Raw genomic sequence first — 18881 nt, forward strand, 5'->3', positions numbered from 1 at the left:
TTTATAAGCAATTCATAAATATCTCGGCAGTAAGATGATCAAGTCAAGTGAAACAGAAAAGCTTCAACTTCAACTTAATAATAAAGGAGAAATTATTATGAGTGAGATCACAAGAAACGAATCTAATTTCGTCGGTTATGAGTACAAGGACGTTACAGTAAAACGCAAAATGGAGTCGGTGTATGTGGACGGGTATAACAACTTCGGCTGGGCGCTGGAGGGTACTTCGACCTCAGTTCAGAATGTTGGTTCTGTAACCATGAAGTTCAAGCGGGACCGGAAAATCCGTAATAAAGCCGAGCTGACCCGTCTGCAACGCCAGTTCGATGCCTCCGTTAACGAAATTGAAACGCTGGAAAGCTCTAAGGTCATCGGTGCTTCTGTCGTCGCCTATGTTATCGGTGTTATTGGAACAGCGTTCATGGCTGGCTCTGTGTTTGCTAATCAAGCTGACATGCTGCCTCTTACAATAATACTGGCAGTCCCCGGTTTCGTAGGCTGGATCATCCCGTATTTTCTCTTCAGCGGTATCAGCAAGAAAAAAACGAACAAGGTAGCGCCTCTGATCGATCAGAAGTATGACGAGATTTACGAGGTGTGCGAAAAGGCTAATGCCCTGCTTGGGAAGTGATTAAGGGTTTATTTGACCGCTACCCGGTCGATTATCAAGACCGAACCGCCCTAACAAACGTTGCATCACTTACAATCAATGCTTTAATCGGCATCGGCAAGTTGATCCTCGGTGTGTATCTCCTATCTGGATGGTTCATGATTAACGCGGTGTATTACATAATCCTTTTTGCCGCAAGAGGTCAGGCACTTTATAAATATAGAGTGGCCAAGAGTATCGAAGACCCTGCACAAAGATATAATATGGAATTTATTGTTTATCAACGAAGTGGCACTTTCCTTTGTCTTCTAGGGATCTCCTATCTGTTGGTCTGCCTGCGGATGTATGTTGTCGGAGATGCCATCATGATCAGAGGTTACATTGTTTATCTGGTAGCAGCAGTTGCTTTCACCAAGCTTGGTATTGCCATTTACGGTACCTTGGCTAACCGGCATCTGAAGGGCCCTATTGTTTCTTCACTAAAAATGATTAGCTTTGTAGACGCAATGGTTTCCATTGTGGTGACTCAATACACTCTGCTTATGATGGAGAAATCCCCCAATGCCATCAGCTCCAGCGCTTTATTTGGAATGGGATGCAGTGTTTTATTTTTTCTATTAGGGATTTGCATGCTGTTCAAAAAGAAAAAGGTACCATTGAAAGGATGGAGTGAAGTGAGTAAACAGAGAGAAGTAAACATCAGTGTCCTAAAAAGAGGCCCCATTTTGTTCATTATGATTTTTGGAGCCTTTCTTGCGACGTTGAATCAGACGGTGATGGGCGTTGCCATGCCGGAATTAATGAATGATTTCAATATCTCAGCGGCAACCGCCCAGTGGCTGACAACAGGCTATATGCTGGTGAACGGTGTGCTGATTCCGATTACGGCTTATTTAATGCAGCGTTTTACTACCCGGCAGCTTTTCCAGACTTCCATGTTTATTTTCCTGGCTGGAACGGTCGTAGCAGCCATCGCGGCAAGCTTCCCCGTTCTGCTTACCGGACGTTTGATTCAGGCAACTGGCGCAGGAATTATCATGCCGCTGCTCATCAATGTTATTTTAACGCTTTTCCCTCCGGAAAAGAGAGGCGCTGCCATGGGCATGGTCGGATTGGCCATTATATTTGCCCCTGCGATTGGACCTACTTTGGCAGGATATATCCTGGAACATTACAGTTGGGAAACCATGTTCTATGGGATCATTCCGCCCACTGTCCTTGTTATTGTCTGCGGATTTATTTATTTGAAGAATGTATCGAAACGCTCCTATCCCAAGATTGATATGATTAGCGTGGCCCTATCTACCCTCGGCTTTGGCGCTTTGCTGTATGGCTTCAGCCGGGCCGGCAGCGCAGGCTGGTCGAGTGCGGAGGTGCTCTTGTCTCTTGGTGCGGGTATCCTTTCCCTTGCCCTGTTTACTTGGCGGCAGCTGGCTTCCATAAACCCGCTTCTCGATCTCCGGGCCTTCAAATATAAGATGTTCTCCTTAACCACCGTCATAAGTATCGCAGTTACAATCGTGATGTATGCGGATATGATTCTGCTTCCCCTGTACCTGCAGAGTGCCCGCGGCTATACGGCCATGGAGTCCGGCTTACTGCTGCTTCCCGGCTCGCTTGTGATGGGACTGCTTATGCCGGTCACCGGAAAGCTGTTCGACCGGTTCGGAGCAAAATGGCTTGCCATCATCGGTCTGCTTATAACGATCACCACGACCCTAAGTTTTGTTAATTTAACGGACTCTACCAGCTATATCTATCTGGTGTTCATGTCAACAGGCCGGCAGATCGGAATGGCGATGTTCCTGATGCCTATACAAACCGCAGGATTAAATCAATTGCCGGCAAAACTTCATGCGCATGGTACCGCAATCTCTAATACCGTTAAACAAGTCGCGGGTGCCATAGGTACTTCTTTGCTGGTAACCATCATGACAAGCCGTACCACAACTCATTTGCAGAATCTTATGGGCGCAAGTGGCGCAAAAAGCGCAACCCAGGAACACCTGATGATGGAAGCGTCCATCCAGGGCATAAATGATGCCTACCTCGTTATTGTGGGAATCGGCATTCTCGCCTTGCTGCTCTCCTTCTTCATCCAACAAGTGGGACAGTCCACCGGGAAAGAGTCCGAAATCAAGTTAAAAAAGATGATTGCCGAAAAATCCTGAATTTAAATTGTGGAGAACTCTATAAAAGTAAAAAAAATAACAGGCGCCCTCCTCTACGAGAGACGCCTGTTATTTTTTTTTTGCTCCGTTTACCGAGTCATGGCTTGGAAACTCTCTACAAACTCAACTTCTGTTGGAGCAGTACTGCCAGCTCCTCGGCTGTATCCCAAACCATCGGACGGATATCTTGTATTTGTACAAAAAGGTTATCGGCATCGCTGCCGTTTACGGTCCAGATCACCGGGATGTTTAAACCGAGCGCATATCCCGCTGCAAAATACACCTCGGGGGATTGACCGGATAAGTCCGCAATCATTAGTTTACTGTCCGCGATAAGCTCCAAGGAATACTGTTCACGGCTCTGCGTTTTTGTATGTGTAAGCAATCGCGGCAGATAACCGCACTGCTCGATTTTCGGCAACAGTAGTTCCAACCACTCCGTGCGTAAATCCCCCTCATCCGAAATGAGAACGACGCAAGGCTTTAGTTTTTTTCCTCCTGCGTTCGCAGCGGCTTCGCTCCATCCTTTGTCGGTAAGCTTAAAAGACATGCCTTCCCTGATGAGCAGCTGCTCGTTGATCAGCTTATCAATGATATAGACCAGCTCTTGCAGATTGGGCGAATAGGTCAGATTATAACTGCTGGAGAGTGGTTGAATGACCACGGGTTCCTCCGGCCCTTCGGAATGTCTGTACAAATATTGCAGTAGACGGTTTCCTTTATCTTCAATGGTAACAGGTATTTTCGGAGAATTTGCAATCGACTCTAAGTCGTTGGCCGCTAGAGTGACCTTTTCATCGCAATCGGTCAGCTCCCGGATATAAGCTGATATTAAATGAAGCATATCGCGTTTCTTGGGGTGCGGCAACGAATTAATAGGTTCGTAGCTGTCTCTCCGCAGGCTATAGAAACCGCCGGGTGAACAGGCACAGCCAATATATCTATCGTAATCGCCTTCCGGTTTAATGGGAACAATCTCATCGCAGAACAAACAGTGTTTCTTATTCATGACAACTTCTCACCTCTTATTAATTGCTAACCTCTACCTTACCAATTTTTTTAAGGAAAGTAGACAAGCAGATATTTCCTTCACTGCTGAAAACAGACGTCTATTGATGAACTTATAGTCTATCCACAGTCGGCGATCATACAAAAAAGACAGCCGTCAGGCGGCTGCCTCTTCTTTGTTTATGGAATTATAGTTTCTGAGTCCCTCCCCCGCTCTTGTGCACTAGGAAGCCGCATAACATCAGGCTAATTGCCACATAGGCTGCGATCATGCCGATGATGCCGAACCAGCCAAAATGGCTGTACAGCACCCCGCCGCCAGTACCACTCACACTAGAGCCTACGTAGTAGAAAAAGAGATACAGTGCATTGGCCTGCGACTTATGTTCATCGGCCACCAGGCCCACCCAGCTGCTGGCAATGGAATGGCCACCGAAGAACCCAAAGGCGAACAGTGCGAGGCCGATGATTTTGACCCATAGGAAGGGATGCAGCGTGCAAAGTGCTCCCGTTAAGATGATGGCAAGGGCTAACCTAATGACACCGGTACGGCCATACCGGTCAGCCAGCCGCCCCATCCAGGTGGAACTGAAGGTTCCCATCAGATACACGACGAAAATGCTGCCTGCCAGTGATTGGCTAAGATTGTACGGTTCACCGGTCAACTCGAAGCCAATATAATTAAACAAGGTGACAAAGCTGCCCATTAGCAGAAAACCTAGCCCATACAGACAAAGGAGCCGCGGATTACGGCATTGCGACCAGAGCAGTGGAATCACCTGGCCCAGCTTGCCTGTCTGCTTCACGAAATGGCGTGAAGGCGGAATCACCCTCCAGAATATCAAAGCCGCAGCCAGACCCAACACGCCTATGACACCGACAGCTGCGCGCCAGTCAAACCAGTCGGTCAACAACCCGCTGATGATCCGGCCCCCCATTCCTCCAATGGAGTTGCCGCTAATGTAAAGACCCATTGCATAGCCCAGACTGAGGGGTTCGATTTCTTCCACAAGATAAGTCATTGCTATAGCGGGTAATCCGGCGAGCGCAATACCTTGCAATATACGCAACAGCAGCAATACGGGGAAAAGCGGGCTAAAAGCGGAAATGACGGCGATCACGGAAGTTGCAACCAGAGAGGCCGTCATGATGGCTCTGCGGCCAACCGCATCGGATATGGAACCGATGAACAGCATGGTCAATGCCATGGATAGAGTGGTGACCGACAAGGTTAAACTGGCTTCCGTCGGCGTGATTCCAAACGCTTCGGTAATTTCCGGCATCAAAGGCTGCAAGGTATAAAGAAGCGCAAATGTGACAAAACCTCCGGCAAACAGTGCAAGACTAATATTTCGGAACGATTTTGAACCCTGCTGAATTTTCATTGCTCCCTACTTTCTTTGCTGGAGAAACTCCGATTGTCGGAACAGGACAGGGTGACCGGAACCCTCCTTGTTATTTGCGGAACAGCTTTCGTTCCATCTGTGTTAAGAACTCGTAGCCGTCTGCTGTCACCACGATCGTATCTTCAATCTGAAATCCGCCTGCGCCCAGTTCATAATAAGGAACTTCCACACACAGCACCATCCCCTGTTCTAGAATGCGGTGATCTCCGGGCGACAGAGTTACATCATCGTACAATTCCAGGCCGATGGCATGCCCCACATGCTGGCGCCGGTAATGCGGAATGCCTTCCTTCTGAACTCTGGCTACGGCTGCCTGGAAGACATCAGATGCTTTTACGCCGGGACGGATCATTTCAAGCGCCTGCTCCCAGCCGCTGTGAACCGCATGAAAGTGCTGTTCCATCCAAGGTGTGGCTTCTCCAAGCACTACAGTCCGGCCTGTATCTCCCCAGTACCCGTCCAACTGAAGACAAAGATCAAAACGGATCTGGTCCCCCGGCTCGATGACGCGGAAATAATTCTCAATCAGCGGCAGAGCGCTTCGCGGACCCGCACCCACTGCCGTCATCGCGGGGGTGCCCCCTGCTTTCATCACGGTAAGCCGGTAATGGTCGGCCAAGTCCTTCTCGTGCACACCCGCGGCGATCAGATCGATAAGTTGCTGCTCAATTGTCTCGTTCAGAATCGCAGACTTCCGCAGACGTTCGATTTCAAATGGTGTCTTAATCTGCCGGATCTGGCGGAACAGCTGGTAGGCTGCTACAGCCTGTCCGCCGGGAAGCCCTGCGGCAAATTTGGCAAGCAGATCCGGAGCGATCCTCATTTCGTCCACCCCTACTGCTTGTCCTTTGAGTCCAAGAGCTTCAAGAGCCGCCTCCAACGCTTCAAGCGGCCCCGCATAGGTTGTCGTATTCTGCAGCAAAGCGTAAAAAAGATCGATATCCGGAGTGGATGGTTTGCCTTCGATAGACCCCTCCACAAAGAAATCACTGTACACATATAAATCCGCTCCGGTAATCCCCAGCTGCGCGATTACACCTAGCCGGTTGGTAGGGATAATGACACAGGGACGGGTTTCCGGTTCACGCGGCAGTACAGCATAAATTTGCATCGTCCAGTTGCTGGCCCGCAGCTGCGAGCCAAGAATATAGTTGATGTTTTCCGGCGTGGTCGCCACAAGAGCGGCCAGACCTCTGGTTGCCATAAGTTCAGCGGCACGCGGCCGGTTGACTCCGGAAACAGGATTCGAGATTTGCTTGTCCATCAGGTTCAAGACCTCCTTTTATTCGTTCGGCTGCCGAGCAGTTTTTCCAGACCCGGTGCGGAGCGGATTACCAGTTTGATTGCAAAAAACAGAACAAGTGCAAAAGCGATAAGCACCATGGACACGACAGCGACCGTAGGATCCTGCCATTTTTCCATGTACAAGAAGAGCTGTATAGGCAAGGTGTAACTTCCCTGACGTAAGATAAGCAGTGCCGTCTCGACCTGATCAAAGGTGAAGACAAAGGCAATCGAACCGGCTAAAAAAAGCGAAAGCCGCAGCTGCGGCAATGTGATCGTAAAGAAAATGCGAAACGGTCCCGCCCCCAAATCGGCGGCAGCTTCGCGGTGTGCCGGATTGAGATTGGCGAGAGCGCTGCCAACAATGGACAGGACAAATGGCAGGACGATGACCGCCTCTCCCAGAATCAGGGCAAATAATCCGCCAGCGATGTGCATCTTTGAGAACAGGATCAGATATGCCACACCTAATGTAATCTTGGGCATTACCATTGGCGACATGAAAAAGGCGCGCAAAAGTCCCCTGCCCGGAAAAGGATAATGGACAATCGCCAGCGCAGCCATTGTGCCAGTAACCAGCGCCAGCAGAACTGCACCCGCTGAAGACAGCATACTATTCCGGAAGGCTTCCAGAAACTGCTTCTGATCACCCAGACGGCTATACCATTCCAGCGTCAGCCCCTCAGGCGGAAACTTGCTGGAGGCTCCGCTGCTCACTGAGGTCACCAGGATCATCAACAAAGGCAGCAGCAGATATAAGCCGACCGCGCCGGCACATACGTAGAGAATCCATTTGTAATCCCGTGGTTTTTTAGTCATGGGCCTGCCCTCCCGTCCGGGTACGCCGGAACATCAGCCGGTCAGCTCCCTTGTTAACAATCAATGATACAAAGATTGATGAAGCAAACAAAAAGAGGCTCGCCACAGCCGCCATCGGCCAGTTCGTATCCAATGTCCGCTGATAGATCAGCACCGGAAGCGTCATGACGCGCCCGCCTCCGATCAGCTGAGGCGTTGTAAATGCGGTCAGGCAGAGTGTGAAGACAATCTGCACCCCGCTCGCAATGCCCCTCGCGGACAAGGGCAGTGTAATGGTTAGAAACGTGCGCCATTTGCCTGCGCCCAGATCATGGGCTGCCGCTTTCAGTGAATCATCGGTTTGGGTAAGCACATTCAAGATCGGGAACACCATAAACGGCAGAAAGATATGTACAAGCGCAACGATAACCCCGGTCTCGTTATACATCATCTCAAATCCGCTATCCGTCAGTCCCAGTTGCATGAACAACCAGTTCATAAAACCCTGCTTGGACAACAGCAGCTGCCATCCATACGATCTGACAACAGCACTGACGAGAAGCGGAAGAAACGTTAGTAGCAAGAAGAACTGTTGTATGCCTGGCCGTTTCAGGCCGGCAATACAGTAGGCTAGCGGATAGGCAAGCAGCAGACTCCATAAAGTTACCTTGGCGGCGACTCGAAAGGTGGTACCTATCAAGGTCCAATAATAGGGGTCTCCCAGGAAAGAACGGTAGGAATCGAGATTCCAGTCCCGGATCAGCCTCCCGTTCTCGTAGAGGTCAAAACTGTACCGGCCGAAGATCAGCAGTCCACCTAGATACACGATGCCCATCAAGGCAAGCGCAGGCAACAGCAGCAGCAGCTGAGCCGCCCAGGTTCGGTTCCCCGGAGAGAACAGCCCCACGAGCTTGCCGGTAGCTTTCATCATAAGGAACCTACTCTTTGAGGAGGTCCATCAACGGGCAGGAGCAGACCGTCTTCGGGATTGAACCCGATTTGCAGCGAGTCGCCCGGAGCATACCGGGCATCTCCCCGCTGATACAGAGTGCTGGCATGGAGCTGGACATGGCCACCCATATCCAGCGTGTACTTGATGCTTGCACCGCCATATGCACATTCGGTCACTCTTCCTTCCAGCCGGTTGTCGCAGCCACTTGCTGCTTCTCCGATCCGGAGATACTCGTAACGGACGGAGAGTGAACCCGTACTCCCTGCAGGGAGCGGGGGCTGCCCTTCCGGCGGGCGCACGGCAAGCTTCAAGCCACCGGCTTGAACCCAGACCCGGCCTTCTTCCGCACCAAGTACCTTCACCCGAAGCAGGTTGGTGTCGCCGATAAATTTGGCAACAAAGCTGTCCACCGGCCGTTCGTAGATTTCATCGGGTGTTGCATATTGAAGCAGCTTGCCGCCCCGCATGACACCGATGCGGTCAGACATGTTCATCGCCTCATGCTGATCATGGGTAACGAAGATAAACGTGCCCCCGAATTCACGTTGTATCCTTTTCAGTTCACGCTGCATATCCAGCCGCAGCTGCAAATCCAGTGCTGACAGTGGTTCGTCCAGCAGCAGCACCTCCGGCTTGTTGATTAAGGCGCGGGCAATGGCAACGCGTTGCGCCTGTCCGCCGGATAGCTGGGAGACGGCGCGTTGGCTGTAGTCGCCAAGCTGCACCAGTTCCAGCATGTCCTGTACTCGCTGTTTGATTTCGTGCTTCGGGGTATTTCTGACTTTCAAACCGTAAGCGATGTTATTGTAGACATCCATATGGGGGAACAGCGCCAGTTGCTGAAAAATCATATTCGTATTCCGTCCATAGGCCGGGATCCCCGAGACATCTTGTCCCGACAGCAGCACAGTCCCCTCATCAGGCTGCTCCAGGCCGCCGAGAAGCCGGAGCAGCGTGGTTTTCCCACAGCCGCTGGGCCCGAGCAGAGAGACGAATTCTCCCCGTTTCACCTGTAGCGACACCTGATTAACGGCCGTATTTCCCGCATAACGCTTGCTCACATCTCGCGTCTCGATTGCAATCGGCCCCACTCCGTCACTCATTGTCCCAACTCCCATCTCTTCGGTTGCTGCCAGCAGCCGGTTTATAATTTTGTTTTGACCAGACGGTCCCACAGTTCCTTCCAGGCGGAGCTGTTCTTAGCCAGCGTATCCCAGTCCGGATTCATTCCCTTACTCTGCTCCTCAACGGAGAAGGATGGATCATCCTTGTATTTATCCGGGATGACTGCTGCCGTGCTCGTCACTGGAGTTCCTGTCGCCTCGGCGTAACGGGACAGCGCATCTGCGCTAAGCAGCTCGTTAATGATCTCGTTGGCCACTTTTGCCTGCTCCGGCGTAGAACCTTTGACAACCTGCAGCGAATAAGGGAAGGAAATCGCACCTTCCTTAGGATAAGCTACGGCCAGCGGCGAGCCGCCGTCGATCCAAGTCTGTGCTACTTGTGAGCTGAACGGAGCAATCAGGGCGTCGCCCGAATCGAGCAGACCCTTAAGCTGGTCGTTCGAGGTAACCAGTGTGCCGATCTGCTCGCTGTTATCCGCCCAGAACTGGAAGGCCGGCTCTGGATTCTCGTAGGATGCGCCGAGTTCTTCCCCTTTTACAGCCAGAAGCGGGGACAGATAAGAATAGAACATATAATCCCACAATGCGGTTTTTCCTTTGAACTCTTCGCTTCCCCACAGGTCGTTCCAGCTTGTCGGCGGTGTTTTTACCAGATCTTTGTTGTAGACCAGCGCAAAGCTCGACACGCCCCAGACGATCCCCTTATTATCAGCGGTATGGAATGCTTCGGGAATGTCCTTCATATGGGTGACTATGGCCGGGTCAAGCGGCTCCCACATATCGTCATTGATGCCTTTGGCTGAAGCATCTGCGTTGAAATAACCGAAGTTTACAATCGGATTGTTCGGGTCAGCCTGCTTGCCTGCCAGCATTTTCGGATACATTACAGCATTGGAGGATTCTTCAAAGGTCACCTCAACGTTCGGATGGTTCTTCACATACTCTGCTACGACTTCCTTAGGAACCACATCCTGATTGGATCCGGCCCAGATAAACATAGTCAGCTTGACCTTTTCACCACTGCCGGCTGCTTTCGAATCTTCCGATTTCCCGGCAGCATTGTTTTCAGCAACATTGTTTCCGGTAGCATTATTCGCGTTGCTTCCCCCTCCACAAGCTGTTAGTGCCACAATCATGGCAAGCGACATTGCCGGTAAGATATAAGAGCGTTTAGGTTTTTGAGTACTCATTCGGTTCTCTCCTTCAGGTTATTTAATATAATTCCTAATTTTGTCGCCTTCCGGTCATAGCCGCTGTTGTCATTAGCGCAGCCCTATTCCCCTGCGCAATTCTTCCATGATCTCTGGTACTGCTGAAGCCGAAACTGGATGGCCCGCAGCAACTCTGGACTCAGCTTCTGCCATCGTCTGTCTCTTCAAATAATCCCGAAGTGCCAGCGGATAGCTGCTTAGGGCAGCATTAACGGCGAGCTGCATTTTATCCGTCCACACCGTTTCAAACGCAGTCCGGGCTTCCCCGAAGCTGAAAGCTTCACCATTCTTACTGCGGCCATTACGCAGCAGCTTAGTGGATGCTTCATCAATGGTTTTGCCATTTGAATTTAGCACTACGCCGTATTGTTCACTCGCCTGATCTTCTGACAAAAGTCCTTTCTGCACATCATTCAGTACGAATGCAGGATCCCGTTCATAAGGATCTCCATATCCGCCGCCGCCCTGGGACAGAAAAGTCACGGTATCTCCCGGCTGTAGTAAAAGCTCATCAATCCGGCCAAGGTTACGTTCATCTGGCCGGCCTTCATTAAATATCGCTTCTCCATGCTTACCTACACCACCTCCCAAGCGGCCCCAGGGCTGGAATTCCATCCGTTCCATATTTCTTGCGGTCATCACGGTATCCGGACTGAGAATCCTGACGCGCAGGTCAATGCCGCTGCCGCCTCTGAATTTGCCGGCTCCGGCTGAATCCGCCCTTAAGCCGTAACGTTCAATCAGTACAGGCATCTCCGCCTCAACCGTTTCCGCCGGGATATTCCGCAAATGGCCTACGGCGAAATCCATCCCGTCAATTCCGTCCTTCATCGGTCTAGCCCCTGATCCGCCGCAGATCGGCTGAATTACACCGACTTTACTCTTGCCGTCGGAAGCATCGGTCATTGCCATCATCACAATGCAGGCTTGACCTGCTCCTGCAGCCGGCACCTTGCTGCTCTGTGCCTGGCTCAGCGCCCCCGTAATGACATCCATCACCCGGATAAAGGTCGCCGCTCTCGCACCTACCGCCGCCATCGGTTCCGGATTAAGCACCGATGCCGGAGGCGCGTAGTTGCGCACCATCCGCACCATCCCGGAATTCCATGGAATGGCCGGATCAAGTGTCCGGAAGTAGCGGATCAAAGCCGGCACAAGCATATAGTGCCCTTGCTGGTTATGCGTCGGAATATTAAACGAAGCTCTAACCTGCGGGTCGGTTCCGCTAAAGTCCAGATAGATGTCCGTGCCGGTAATTGTCATGCGGCAGCGCAGCCGGATCGGATAGCCGCCGGGCCCCTTCTCCAGATAGTCCCAGAAGTCATAGGAGCCGTCGGGAATATCCTGAATGATCGCGCGGGCTTTAAGCTCCGCATACTCCAGCAGGTTCTCAATGCCTTGCTCCACCTGCTCCGCACCATATCTGCCGATTAGTTCCTTCAGCCGCTGCTCCCCTCTGTTCAGCGCAGCCATAAGCGCCTTGAGATCGCCAAGGTTCTGCTCGGGGATCCGGCTGTTGTCCAGCAGCAGCCGGAGCACCTGCTCATTCATACAGCCTGCCTCATACAGCTTGACCGGCGCAATCCGGATGCCTTCCATATGTATGTCATAAGCGCTTGGCGATACGCTGCCCGGAACCTTTCCGCCGACATCCGAAGAATGTACGAAGCAAAGCCCAAAAGCAATGATCCTGCCGTCATGGAAATAAGGCTTAATCAGGTGAATATCCGGCAGATGGGTAACCATCCCCCCAGTGGTATAGGGGTCGTTGCAGATGACTATGTCGCCTTCCTGCCACTGGTCTATTGCCTTTATGGCGGTAACCGCAGGAATTCCCAGGGAGAGGTTGTATCCCGTATCCAGCGGAGAGCCGAACGTCTCGCCTTCCGGCGATAACAGGTAGGTGCCGAAATCACCCGTTTCTTTGACAAAGGCGGTAAAGCCGGTGCGCAGCACGACATTGGCCATTTCCTCTACTGCTGCCTGAATCCGGTTGTTGAAGATTTCGAGGAAGACTTTATCCGTAATCATAGATCTGCCTCCCCGATAATATTTCCGTTAGCATCTCCGTGTATTGTGTAGCCGGGAGGTACAAAGACCGTCGTATCATATTCCTCAAGGATAGCCGGACCGGAGATTCTTGTATCTGTGGTCAGATGCTCCCGGTTAAGCACCTTAGCCTGGTAATCCAATCCGTCAAAAGTGATTCCCCGGGTCTCTACAGGTTTTCCACTGCCTGCTACCTGCGGAGAAGCTGCCCTAATCTTACTTGGTAGAAGCCCGACAATGCTTGCCCGCAGATTGACAAACATGACTTCCGCCTCCGGCTGGCTGATTCCGAAGACGGATTCATATTTGCGGTGGAATTTAATCTCCGCTTCTTCAGGATCAAAAATATCGGAATCTGAGAGGGTAACCTCCAGATCAAATGCCTGTCCATCATATCGCATATCCGCGCTGTATATGACGTATGTACCTCCCAGGGTTACTCCACCCTTGGCCTCATCCTCGATCCAGCGGCGTCCTTGCTGCTCAAGCGAAAAGAAATGTGTCTGAAGTTCTCCGGCATCCAGTCCACGGCTGCGCTTGTGGAGTGTGAAGACAAAGTCGTTGCGCAAATTGGCAACCGTGCAGCCCAGTGCACAAAGCGTTCCAGGAGAAGGTGGAATCAGCACCCGGCGGATGCCAACTTCACGCGCCATCAGAAAAGCATGCATCGGGCCCGCCCCGCCATAGGCAAGCAGAGTGAAGTCACGGGGATCGACTCCTTTTCGCGCCATCAGCGGTGAGAATTGGGCATACATATTCGCGGTGGCTACATCCAGAATGGCCTGCGCCGTCTGCTTGGCAGTCAGCCCGAGCTGGTCACCCAAAATCGTAAGCGCCTGTTCAGCCAGTTCAGGGAACAGCTGCATCTGGCCGCCGAGAAAGCGGTCAGCCTGCAGAATACCCAAATGCAAATAGGCATCAGTGGTTGTTGCCTGCACACCGCCGCGGTTGTAGCACGCCGGTCCCGGCTTGGCGCCTGCACTGCGCGGCCCTACCTTCAATATCCCGACCGAATCAACCCAGGCGATCGAGCCTCCGCCCGCTCCAATGGCGGTCACATCTACCGCCGGAATAATGACCGGGAAATCCCCCACCTGATTCTCTGTGGAGTAGGCAGGCTCCTTGTCGATTAAGGCGACATCTACGCTTGTCCCGCCCATGTCGAAGGTAACGACCTGGTTAATCCCTGCCTGCTCCGCGATAAAGGTTGCGCCAATCACACCCGAAGCAGGACCGGACAGGAGCGTCCTTACTGGCTCGGCTGCAGCGCGGGCAGCGGTCATCATACCACCGTTTGACATGGTGGACAGCAGCGTCGCCGATACGCCGTAGGGTCCGATTCCGGCTTGCAGACGCTTGAAATAAGACCCCATCCGTTCGCCTACATAAGCATTCATCACTGTGGCCAGCGTCCGCTCGAACTCTCGCTGCTGCGGCCAGATTGCACTGCTTCTACAGATGAACAGCTGCGGATAACGCTCACGGATCAGCTGTTCGGCCAGCTGCTCATGCCCGGCATTGGCATATGAATGCAGGAAGCTGATGGCCAGCGCCGTAACCCCCTCCTGCACCAATTCATCCACTGCCTGGAGCAGTTGTTGCGGGTCCAGAGGGGTGAGCACTCTGCTGTCTGCGAGCTGACGTTCATCAATTTCATGTACAAGCTGGCGCGGGACAAGCGGCAGCGTTTTATCCCCATAGAGGTTAGTTGTATTCTCAAGCCGCAAGCGGCGTATTTCGAGTACATCCCGGAAACCTTTGGTCACCAGCAGCCCGGTAACTGCACCACTGCGTTCGATCAGCGTGTTTACACCAAGAGTAGTCCCATGCACGAAGAGTTCAATTTGGCGGGTGTCCACTCCCCTGGACTGCAGCTGATCTAACACCTGGAATATCGCCTGTTCGGGAGCATCGGCTATCGAGGGTATTTTGAGCGCCGCGATAAACTGACCCTGCCCGTCTGTAACGATGGCATCCGTAAAGGTTCCGCCGATATCTATGCCTAAGCGGTAATGGATCTCCACAATTTCCACTCCTTTATGCAAATCATTTACGAATTGCGCTGTTCCTGATTTTGAATAGCGTAATAACGTTTGACATCCTCTATCATTTGATTGATATGCATAACCATTGCCGCTTCCGCCTGCTCGGGTGAACCCGCAACAACGGCATCCAGAATTTTACGGTGATCAACCACAAGCTCGCTGCCCACCGTGCGGCGAATATAGGCGGTCTCCAGGAAGTCCTTGCCGGTTTGCCACACCAGCTGTGCTGCATGGAGCAATACCTGATTACGCGCCGTAAGCGCTAGTAAAGTATGAAATTCACGGTCTTCTTCATAGGGTATGATATTTCGAGATAGCAGCTCGTTCTGACTGGCAATAGAAGCCTCTAGCAGACTGATTTCTTCCTTTGTAGCCCGCTGTGCAGCCAGTGCGGCAATTTCCCGCTCAAGCGCCCGTCTGGCCACAAGCACATCCAACAGTGCAGACTCACCTGAATTATTCAATAGCTGCAGGAATTGGGAATTTACATTTTTCTGGTGCAGTTCTTTCTCCAAATATGCAATGCGCCTTGTTCCTTTTTCCGTCAGAATACGCCCTTTGCGGCCTTCCAGAACGGTATAGCCCTCGAAATCAAATTCCATCAGCTTGCGTCCGATGGTTGCCTGGCTGAGTTCATATTTCTTCCCCAGCGTATGAACCAGAGTGCTGGCTCCAAGCGGAACTTCAGCATTCCTCAGAGCCTTTAAGAATTCATACTCGAGCTGCAGATGATGCGAGTCCAGTGCCACTCTGTTCATCCTTTCATGTTGCTAGAATTGACATCGTTACTCATTGATGATTAATAGAATTATAACTAAATAATGACAAACCTACAACAAAATACTCCCAAATAAAGCATGATTTTGACAATTTATTTTAATGAGCACTAACGGGCAAGAAAAGCATACTCTGCGAGGTAATTATTCGATATCTATTTTTCAATATGCTTGAGTGATCTCCCTATCAAAGTCTCTCCTTTTTCTACTTCTGTTTATCTAAAAAAAACAGGAAGCCGATATTACTTCGGCTCCCTGCAAAATTGAACTTAAGATTTATTCAAATCAAACTGGCCCTGATGCTTATTGAATAAGCTTGTGCAGCTCTGAAACGCTAGCTGTGTACTGCGGCTTGAATTCGCTGGATGCCATATAACCGGCTACGCTGGACAAGAATTGTCTTCCTTCCGGTGTTTCGCCTGCTTTACTGGCGTCGAGAGCGCAGACCAGCAGATTACCAGCTCCTACTCGGCACTCAAACAGGAACCCCAGCTTATGATTACGCTCAAAGTTGTCGATTGTCTGCACAATTGGGCTCCATTCCCGGTCGGTTCCGTCCAGGATAATTGATTTTGAGTTCTCGATGATACTCCACCAAGGGTACGTGGAATATTGTTCGCACGGGAAATCACGGAACACAGGATGGCTGTTGTCGATCAGAAGCCCCATGGTACCAACAGGTACCGGGCGGTTCATGCTCTCAGAGATGGAGCGGAACATCGGGTAGCACCAGAAATCCGTACAATAGAAGCCTTCAACAGCGTTATGAAGAGACTCAGGTTTCGGCATAAGCAGCACGTTGTCACCTTGCTCCAGCAACGCAAGCGCCTCGTCGGAAAGCTCTTCGAAAATGCGGATGCCGTCCAGCCCGGAACCGCTTTTCTCTGGATATACCCACAGGTCGTAGGATTTACGGATATCTGATCCCGCAATTCTCAGAGTAAGTACAGCTTTGGTCATCTTCTGGATGGCAGGAAGATCAATGGCCAGCTGGCAGATATCGATGTAATTCGTACCCGCCGGGATGTTAACTTCACTTGAGCCTTCGGCCAGCGTTCTGCCGTCTGCGGTCAACTCCCATTGCAGCACAAGGGAATCTGGTGTTCCGGACCGGAACCATCTCAGCTCGACGCTGGCGCTGAAGACTTCTCCGGAGACATAATTGTATTTCGGGAATCTTGCCAACAGGACTGCATCGCTACAGAAGGTGCGCCATTCCTCTGGTGTAATCATTCCTTTGGAGTCCATAAATGCATCAAGAATACCTACCAAGGCTGTTCCCTGTCCGCTGAAATCCTGCAGATCCAGCAGCTGGAATCCGGCAAGTCTCCGGGTGCGGAAAGCGGCCTCAAGCTCTTCTTTGTAACAAGCTGCCGCCAGCTGTCCAGAAGCCTCGAAATATTTGCCCGCGAGATGCCCCAGGCCATTGCTTTCCAGCCGTTCTTGGAAAACTTTGAAATTCCCAGCTTTGAGCGGTCCTGTATATTTGCTGATTTCCTCATAATTCGGATAGGTCGCGTATTGCCCGATCTCATGCGAGATCACAGGAATATGCGGAATCCATTCTCCGGACGTGTCTCCGACCTGCACCGTCTTGGCTTCGGTACCATACTGAATTTGGACAGTACCTCCAGCTTCTGCTATCTCCCCGCTCTGCAGGGACGGAGGAACGAACTGGTCGTCATAATCCTTCATCGTACCCGGCAGTGCGGTCTGGACATGACCAAGTGGTGCGTCGCACATCGCATAAGAGCCTCTGAACAGACGATCCTTCGAGAAACGCACTCCGCAGAAGAAATCTTCATGCTCCAGAATTTCCGGTACCCATTGGTGGTTGTTCGAGCCTTGAGTGTACAGGGGTCTGTCGTCGAATGCTTTATAGTCTTTGAGAATGGAATCGATCTTGGTTCTGCTGCCCCACAGCTCGTTACCGAGAGACATCATCACGAATGACGGATGATTGCCGAACGCTTTCAGAATTTCATATCCTTCGCTGACCAGATAGTCTTGTTCCGCCTGGTTATGACCCTCATCGGTTGGTTCCGTAATCGTTCCCCAGAACGGCAGCTCCGGCTCCATATAGATCCCGAGCATATCGGCAGCGGTAAAGGCCGCTTCCGGCGGACAGCAGGTGTGGAACCGGTAATGGTTGATACCATAAGATTTGGAAATCCCCAGGATTCTAAGCCATTCCTCTACGTCAGTCGGGGCATAGCCGGTCAATGGGAAGATCAGTCCGTCATGTTTGCCGCGAAGAAAAGTCTTCTCCCCGTTGATCGTGAATTTATCGCCGTCCGTCTTGAACTCCCTTAAGCCGAAGAACGACTCATGCAATTCGTCGGTTCCGCCTTCTCCATCCTTCAGGAGGATGTTAAGGTTATAGAGATTGGGTGCGTTTTCACTCCAAGGAAGCGCATCCAAACCTAACGCATAGTCGATCGTAAAGTTCCCCGGCGAGATTGTGAATTCCTGCTCAGCCACCGAATGGGCTGCCTGGCTATTAAAACTGGAAGCTGATACAGCAATCGTTGTTGCAGCCGTTCCTTCCAGTGTTCCTGTGATTCGGACAGAACGTTCGGACAGATTCGGATCGAGCCGAATTCCGCTCAAATAGGACTTGCCGTAGAACTGAAGCTCGATGCGTCCGGTGATTCCGTTCCAGTTGGTCTGAGTGTCCGGTGAAGTCATATGTCCGCCTTTGGTCGGATATCCAGTATTGTCGACCCGGACGGTGAGTGTCTGACTGCCAGACTGAAGCTTCCCTGTCAAATCATATACATGCGCGGTATTCAGGCTGTCACGGCTGCCAATTTCTAGGCCGTTCAGCCAAAGTGTCGTAAGCCTGGTGCGCTCCAAATATAAGAAACAAGTCTTTCCTGCGAGTTCTTCTGGAACTACTACTTCCTTCGAATACCAAGCTGACCCTTCGAACAGGTATTCATCTGTCAGGGCGCTGACCAGAACCTCTTCGTTCTTCGGTCCCTTGCGGGCATGTGATGTCGTTCCCGGCAATGTAATGACATCGGAAAAAGGCAGCTGTAGTCCCTGTTTCTCTTTATCTAATTGCAATTTCCACTCGCCTATAAGGCTAATCTTTGTCTGCAAATCTTTCACTCCTAATCATGGTAATCTATGCAACCCTATGTTGTTGCTCCTGATCTTTGGTTCCCCATTACTTTCTCCTTGAACATAGCTGTTTCCTGCTTCACCCATCTTACTTCTCAGCTTCTTTAGCTATATAGATTGAACTTAAGATCCTTCTATTTTGGATTATAGTCGTAACTGCGGAGAATGTTTGGACTTCCGGCCGCTGTTGTCGTAAGAATTTCTTGATTTTAACTGCTCTTAGCGGTAGAAATCCGAAGACTGCTTATGCTTTCGATGCTAGCTTTCCTTCGGAAAGCTTTCAGGCGGACGCTACCGCTCCGTAAGTATCCAAAATCCCCC

The 18881-nt window shown here is 51.3% G+C and carries 13 protein-coding genes; 2 read left to right on the plus strand and 11 right to left on the minus strand.

The window, feature by feature from the left end; genetic code table 11:
- Nucleotides 1-97: 97 nt before the first annotated feature.
- Entirely contained in the window at nucleotides 98-631 is a 534-nt protein-coding gene (locus tag ACQ76X_RS07030; protein ID WP_076111868.1) for a hypothetical protein, read from the plus strand.
- 713 nt (nucleotides 632-1344) lie between these two features.
- Complete coding sequence (locus ACQ76X_RS07035) at nucleotides 1345-2781, plus strand: DHA2 family efflux MFS transporter permease subunit (RefSeq protein WP_438492859.1); 1437 nt, start codon at nucleotides 1345-1347, stop codon at nucleotides 2779-2781.
- Between the two features lie 115 nt (nucleotides 2782-2896).
- Here ACQ76X_RS07035 and ACQ76X_RS07040 read toward each other — a convergent pair whose 3' ends face one another.
- The 11 genes from ACQ76X_RS07040 to ACQ76X_RS07090 all read right to left on the minus strand — a co-directional run bounded on the left by ACQ76X_RS07040 (nucleotide 2897) and on the right by ACQ76X_RS07090 (nucleotide 18548).
- Nucleotides 2897-3790 carry a hypothetical protein gene (locus tag ACQ76X_RS07040; RefSeq protein ID WP_438492542.1) on the minus strand — a complete coding sequence of 298 codons (894 nt, stop codon included), beginning with the start codon at nucleotides 3788-3790 and terminating at the stop codon, nucleotides 2897-2899.
- A 187-nt stretch (nucleotides 3791-3977) separates the two neighbouring features.
- The gene (locus ACQ76X_RS07045; protein ID WP_438492543.1) at nucleotides 3978-5174 is read right to left on the minus strand and encodes an MFS transporter; all 1197 of its coding nucleotides are present in this window, start codon (nucleotides 5172-5174) and stop codon (nucleotides 3978-3980) included.
- Nucleotides 5175-5244: 70 nt separating this feature from the next.
- Nucleotides 5245-6459 (minus strand): M24 family metallopeptidase, encoded by a 1215-nt coding sequence (locus ACQ76X_RS07050; RefSeq protein WP_438492545.1) that lies wholly within the window; start codon nucleotides 6457-6459, stop codon nucleotides 5245-5247.
- A gap of 5 nt (nucleotides 6460-6464) precedes the next feature.
- Entirely contained in the window at nucleotides 6465-7298 is an 834-nt protein-coding gene (locus ACQ76X_RS07055; protein WP_438492547.1) for an ABC transporter permease, read from the minus strand.
- The gene (locus ACQ76X_RS07060; protein WP_438492548.1) at nucleotides 7291-8208 is read right to left on the minus strand and encodes an ABC transporter permease; all 918 of its coding nucleotides are present in this window, start codon (nucleotides 8206-8208) and stop codon (nucleotides 7291-7293) included. Before ACQ76X_RS07060 ends, ACQ76X_RS07055 begins: the two co-directional genes overlap by 8 nt.
- A complete protein-coding gene (locus tag ACQ76X_RS07065) occupies nucleotides 8205-9332 on the minus strand; it encodes an ABC transporter ATP-binding protein (RefSeq protein WP_438492550.1) in 1128 nt (375 codons plus the stop codon). Before ACQ76X_RS07065 ends, ACQ76X_RS07060 begins: the two co-directional genes overlap by 4 nt.
- A 41-nt stretch (nucleotides 9333-9373) precedes the next feature.
- Nucleotides 9374-10543: an ABC transporter substrate-binding protein gene (locus tag ACQ76X_RS07070; protein ID WP_438492552.1), complete on the minus strand. Its 1170-nt coding sequence runs from the start codon at nucleotides 10541-10543 to the stop codon at nucleotides 9374-9376.
- Nucleotides 10544-10615: 72 nt separating this feature from the next.
- Entirely contained in the window at nucleotides 10616-12595 is a 1980-nt protein-coding gene (locus ACQ76X_RS07075; protein ID WP_438492553.1) for a hydantoinase B/oxoprolinase family protein, read from the minus strand.
- Nucleotides 12592-14637, minus strand: coding sequence for a hydantoinase/oxoprolinase family protein (locus ACQ76X_RS07080; RefSeq protein WP_438492555.1), 2046 nt, complete (start codon nucleotides 14635-14637; stop codon nucleotides 12592-12594). Before ACQ76X_RS07080 ends, ACQ76X_RS07075 begins: the two co-directional genes overlap by 4 nt.
- Before the next feature lie 26 nt (nucleotides 14638-14663).
- On the minus strand, nucleotides 14664-15407 hold the full coding sequence (locus tag ACQ76X_RS07085; RefSeq protein ID WP_438492556.1) for an FCD domain-containing protein: 744 nt from the start codon (nucleotides 15405-15407) through the stop codon (nucleotides 14664-14666).
- Nucleotides 15408-15737: 330 nt separating this feature from the next.
- The gene (locus ACQ76X_RS07090) at nucleotides 15738-18548 is read right to left on the minus strand and encodes a sugar-binding domain-containing protein (protein WP_438492558.1); all 2811 of its coding nucleotides are present in this window, start codon (nucleotides 18546-18548) and stop codon (nucleotides 15738-15740) included.
- Between the last annotated feature and the right edge of the window lie 333 nt (nucleotides 18549-18881).

It is taken from the genome of Paenibacillus sp. IHBB 3054 (assembly GCF_051594305.1).
Taxonomy (GTDB): domain Bacteria; phylum Bacillota; class Bacilli; order Paenibacillales; family Paenibacillaceae; genus Paenibacillus_AQ.